A 5,375-nucleotide genomic window follows, 5' to 3' on the forward strand; every position below is an offset into this window, starting at 1 on the left:
GCGGGGATCGTGTCGATCGTGGTGCCAAACAGGTGGGGCAGACTCATCAACGGCGCATGCACATCGAAGGCAGGCGGCGAACTGCCGTGGGGAATCCACTGCTCGATATCGGGAACGGCTTGCAGCAGCGGAATTAATGCCGCCTGACATTCGACAATGACGTGGGCACCCTGCTGAGCCAGAAGAGCGGCATAGCGGATGAACTGGAGGGTGTCACCCAAGCCTTGTTCTGCGTAGAGAAAGATTGTTTTTCCGGCGATCGCGGAGCCGTCCCAGCGCGGCTGTGAATACGATCGTCGGGCGTTTTGCTGCTTATATCGGTTCCACTGAAAGCGCGATTCGTAGCCTGCAAATCCCTCTGCCAGTTTGCCCATCAGCAACTGGGTCAGCGCTTTGTTCCACTGCGCTTCGATAAAATCGGGAGCTAGATTAATTGCCTGCTCGTAGGCGGCGATCGACTCTTCGATCTGTCCGTGGTTGCGCAGAGCAATTCCTAAGTTGTTGTAAACCCCGGCATAGTCGGGCTGGAGGTCGATCGCCTGCTGAAAGTGCTCGAACGCGGAGTCAAACTGCCCAAGCTGCTGGAGCATGTTGCCCAGGTTACTGTGAATTTCGGCGGAGTCCGGCTGAAGCACCAGCGCGCGACGGTAGCAATCGATCGCCGTTTCAATCTCGCCCATGTCCTGGTAGACGTTGCCCAGGTTGTTGTGGACAGCGGCATAGTTCGGCTCAATCGCGAGCGCCTGCTGATAGTGGGCGATCGCGTCAGAAAACTGGCGCTGTTCTTTCAGCACGGACCCCAAATTGCTGTGCGGCTCGGCAAAATTGGGTCGCAGTTCCAGTGCTCGCTGGTATTGCGCGATCGCCGCATCGGTTTTTCCTTGCGCTTGCAGGGCGTTGCCCAGGTTGTTGCAGACCTCTGCATAATCAGGTCGCAGCGTTAGCGCTTGTTGGTAGTGGGCGATCGCCTCGTCAAACTTGCCCTGCTGCTGGAGCGCGTTCCCCAATCCATGGTGCGCCTCGGCAAACTCTGGCTTTAGCGCGATCGCCTGTCGATGCTGCTCGATCGCCTCGTCGAACTTGCCCTGCTGCTGGAGTGCGCCACCCCAACTGTTGTAAATATCGGGCGCTGGCTTTAGCGCGATCGCCTGCTGGTAATGCGCGATCGCGTCTTCTGGCTTGCCCTGTCGCTGGAGAACAATGCCCAAGTGGTGGTGGGCGTCGGCGTAGCTGGGCTTCAGACGCACGGCTTCGCGGTAGTGGTCGGCAGCAGCGTCCCACTCGCCCCGATCTTTCAAGGCAACGCCGAGGTTGTGATGGGCTTCGGGATAGCTGGGCAGCAAATCAATGGCGTGGCGGTAGGCGACGATCGCATCATCCAGGTCGCCCAGTTCCTTTAACGCGTTGCCCAGGTTATTGTGCGCTTGCGCATGACGCGGATTCAGCGATAGTGCTTGGCGATAGTGCTCTACGGCTTCGGCAACCTTGCCCTGTCCCTTTAGGGCAATTCCCAGGCTGTTAAATGCGTCGGGATTCTCTGGCTGCAACGCTAACACTCGCCCGAAGCAGGTGACGGCTTCGGCAACCTTGCCTTGCTGGTAAACCAGTGCTCCTAGCAAGTTCAGCGCATCGATCGAGTTTGGCTGCTGCTGGAGTATCTGACGGTAGACCTGCTCTGCCTTGGTTAGGCGTCCGTCGCGCTGGTGCTGAAGGGCAACGGCGATCGTGTCCGCAGAAAGTGGCATCGTGGAATCTACCCTCGTGATATCTGGCAGTTCATTTTAATCACTTCATCAGGGTGCCCATCTATTCTTGAAAATCTACTTACATAAAGGTGCGATTGTCCGTGACTATAAATACTCTGATTGTAGAAATCACTCAACGGCTACAGCAAGTCAACGGCATCGAAGCGATTACGCTTGGAGGTTCGCGGGCGCGGGGGACGCATCACGCTGGCTCAGATATCGACTTGGGGCTTTACTATCAGGGCGATCGTCCACTCGACATCGCTGCGATTGCTCAAATTGCCGCAGACATTGACGATCAGCACCGAACGGAGATTATTACATCGATCGGCGAGTGGGGACCGTGGATCAATGGCGGCGGTTGGCTTGTTGTTCAAGGAATTCCGGTCGATTTTTTGTACCGTGATTTGCAAAAAGTTGCGACGGTGATTGACCAGTGCCACGCAGGAGAAATTCAGATTGATTACCAGCCAGGACATCCGCAGGGATTCGCCTCATATATCTACCTGGCGGAAGTCGCACTCGGCAAGCCGTTGTGGGACCCGAATGGCACATTTACCAAGCTGAAGGCGAGAACCATTCCTTATCCGCGATCGCTGCAAACGACGATCGTCACAAAATTTCTGTGGGAAGCAAAATTTTCGGTGCAAATTGCGCGTAAAAGCGTTGCCCGTCGAGATGTCACTTATGCGGCAGGATGCAGCTTTCGTGCGGTCATGTGTTTGACTCAGACGCTGTTTGCGCTGAACGAGCAATACTGGATGAACGAGAAGGGCGCTGTGGCGATCGCCGCCACGTTTCCATATGCTCCGACTGAATTTCAGAGCCGCATTCACCAAGTCTTTAGTGACTTAACCGATACGTCGGAGGCAATTGCTCAAGTAATCAATATTCTAGATGCGCTGGTGCAGGAAACCGATACACTGGTGTCGCTGCATCTTCCAAACTCGTAATGTCTAACGCCGATCGCCTCATTGTTGCTTTGGATGTCTCAACGGAAGCCGACGCGATCGCGCTGGTCGATCGCATCCCACAAGTCACCTTCTGGAAAGTTGGACTGGAACTGTTTGTCAGCGCGGGTCCAGGAATTTTGAAGCAGCTGAAAGCGCGACAGAAGCGGATTTTCCTGGATCTGAAATTTCACGATATCCCAAACACGATGGCGGGAGCCTGTCACGCTGCCGCCCAATTTGGGGTAGACCTGCTCACCCTCCATGCGACGGCGGGTAAAGAAGCCCTGCAAGCGGCACGATCGGCTGCCCAAGCAGGTGCCGCCGAAGCTGGACTGCCAGAGCCAACGCTGCTGGCAATTACGCTGCTGACGAGTTTGACCGCGCGGACGATCGCCTTCGATCTAAAAATTCCGCTAGAGCTGCCGGAGTACGTGCTGCACATGGCACTACTAGCGCAGGAAAGCGGGCTAGGAGGCGTCGTTTGTTCTCCGCTGGAGGCGGCGCAACTGCGGCAGTCCTGCGGAAATGAGTTTTTACTGGTGTGTCCGGGAGTGCGTCCGACGTGGGCTGAGGCGGGCGATCAGCGGCGCGTAGTAACGCCTGCGGAAGCGCTAAAGGCGGGAGCAAATTACTTGGTGATCGGACGTCCGATTACGGCGGCGGCAGATCCGGCGGCGGCGTTTGAGCGAGTGTGTGAGGAAGTGGGCTGAGAGGCGATCGACAGTATAAAGTTCCTGGAGGAGTTGGGTTTCCTGCGGTAGAAAAGATGTAGCCCTCCTTCTTTTAACATCTTATGGACCCAGTAACTATTGCAACCATTGTGTTGACGATCCTGGCAACGAAAGCAACAGAAAAAGTTGGAGAGAAAATTGGTGAAGGTGCCTTGGCTGAAGGAAAGAAGTTGCTAGGACTACTGCAACGAAAATCACCGGAGACTGTGAAGCGCTTGGAAGCTGCAACCGATCCCAACGTGATTGATGCAGAAGTGGTGGAAGAGGTTCGGCGCGTCTCTGTACAGGAACCAGAGGTGAAAGCTGCTGTAGATGCGACGGCAATGGCTGTTCAGCAGCAACCCGGCGGGATTGTGAATTTCGGCAAAATGAATATTGCGAATACGGGTTTTGTTCAGACGCAAAATAATACATTCATTTGACTGGAGTCGTCGGGACGGGCACCGACTACGCTAATCACCCCACACAATCTGACCCAGCGTGGAACAGAAACCTTCGTTGGACGGGAGAACGACCTCAAGACGCTGCATGAGTGGTTGCAGCGGGAAAATACCGTGTCGATCGTCGCGGCTTCTGGGATGGGTGGCATCGGCAAGACGGAGTTGGCGTTGCAGTATGCGCTGAAGCATTTGCGAGAGCAGACGTACCCCGGTGCTGTGTGCTGGCTGAATGCGCGGGAGGACTTGCGATCGCAGATTCTTTTGTTTGCTGAGAAGTATTTGAATTTAGCGATCGATCTCCAGTCTGTAGACGCGGCTTGGTGTTGGGCAAGGTTTCCGGTGGGAGACTGTCTGATAATTCTGGATGACGTGCAGAAGTGGACAGATATTGAGCCGTATTTGCCGCCCAACGAGCCGCGCTTCAAGCTGCTGCTGACGACGCGATTACAACTGCAAGAAGACTGGGTTCGATTGATTAATCTCGATCAACTACCGCCATTAGCCGCATTTCAATTGCTATATGAGATTGGTCTAAATGAATCGTTGACCCCAACAGATCAAGGGATCGCTGAGGATTTGTGTGAATGGTTGGGATATTTGCCATTAGGCATCAAACTAGTGGCAAAGTTTTTGAAGGTTGAACCGGATTTACCGCTGCAAGAGGTATTTCAGCAGTTGAGAGCGGAAAAGCTGAAGCAAGATTCGCTATTGCCGATTGAAGCAGTGTTTCAGTTGAGTTGGGAAAAACTTGCAATCGCTGAACAGCAGCTTTCAGCGATACTCAGCCTATTTGCGATCGCTGAAGTTGAGTGGAAATGGGTCGAGGAAGTGGTGCAGTTGTGTCGAACCGAGCCAGTGCAACCGGGGTGGTTGAAGCGGTTGCTGTCGCTGGGGAAACGATCGCAAGCGCCAGCGCAATGGTGTCTGTTGCTTGAGCCAAAGGTGTTAGAGCGAGGGCGAAGACGGCTAATTGAGTTAAGTCTGCTTCAGCGTGTAGGGAAAGGACTCCATCAACTGCATCCGCTGCTGCGCGAGTTTTTTGCGGCAAAGCGGGAGCAGATGGAGAGCGAAGAGGTAATGGTGCAGGCAGTTTATCAGGTCGTTCTTGCTGAAGCTCAAAGGAGTTTTGAGAAGCCAGAGCGATCGCTAATCGAAGAAACAACAGCGGTGATTCCTCACCTAGAGGAGGTCATCAAGATTACGCAAACATCAGGCTCAGAGATAGAGGTGGCATTGAGTTTAGCTTGGCTGGCATTCCTCTACGAGTTGCAGGGACGCTACTCGGAGGCAGAACCGCTCTATGTGCAAGCACTCGACATCCGGCAACGGCAGTTAGGCAGCGACCATCCCCATGTGGCAACCAGCCTGAACAATTTGGCAGGACTCTACCAGTCGCAGGGACGCTACTCGGAGGCAGAACCGCTCTATGTGCAAGCACTCGACATTAGTCAACGGCAGTTAGGCAACGACCATCCCGATGTGGCAACCAGCCTGAACGATTTGGCA

General features: G+C 54.5%; 5 protein-coding genes. 4 read left to right on the forward strand and 1 reads right to left on the reverse strand.

Annotation, left to right across the window (positions count from 1 at the left end; all coding sequences use genetic code 11):
* Nucleotides 1-1,745 (reverse strand): tetratricopeptide repeat protein (locus tag H6F43_RS13260; RefSeq protein WP_190343216.1); only part of this gene is annotated, 1,745 nt, incomplete at its 3' end.
* A gap of 101 nt (nt 1,746-1,846) precedes the next feature.
* Here H6F43_RS13260 and H6F43_RS13265 point away from each other — a divergent pair.
* The 4 genes from H6F43_RS13265 to H6F43_RS13280 form a co-directional block, all read left to right on the forward strand.
* Nucleotides 1,847-2,698 carry a nucleotidyltransferase domain-containing protein gene (locus tag H6F43_RS13265; protein WP_190343217.1) on the forward strand — a complete coding sequence of 284 codons (852 nt, stop codon included), beginning with the start codon at nt 1,847-1,849 and terminating at the stop codon, nt 2,696-2,698.
* Nucleotides 2,698-3,408, forward strand: coding sequence for an orotidine-5'-phosphate decarboxylase (gene pyrF / locus H6F43_RS13270; protein WP_190343218.1), 711 nt, complete (start codon nt 2,698-2,700; stop codon nt 3,406-3,408). Before H6F43_RS13265 ends, pyrF begins: the two co-directional genes overlap by 1 nt.
* Nucleotides 3,409-3,491: 83 nt before the next feature.
* Nucleotides 3,492-3,851: a hypothetical protein gene (locus H6F43_RS13275; protein ID WP_190343219.1), complete on the forward strand. Its 360-nt coding sequence runs from the start codon at nt 3,492-3,494 to the stop codon at nt 3,849-3,851.
* Nucleotides 3,852-3,899: 48 nt separating this feature from the next.
* Nucleotides 3,900-5,375 (forward strand): tetratricopeptide repeat protein (locus H6F43_RS13280; RefSeq protein WP_277879931.1); only part of this gene is annotated, 1,476 nt, incomplete at its 3' end.

It is taken from the genome of Leptolyngbya sp. FACHB-36, from assembly GCF_014695955.1.
In the GTDB taxonomy this organism is placed as follows: domain Bacteria; phylum Cyanobacteriota; class Cyanobacteriia; order Leptolyngbyales; family Leptolyngbyaceae; genus FACHB-36.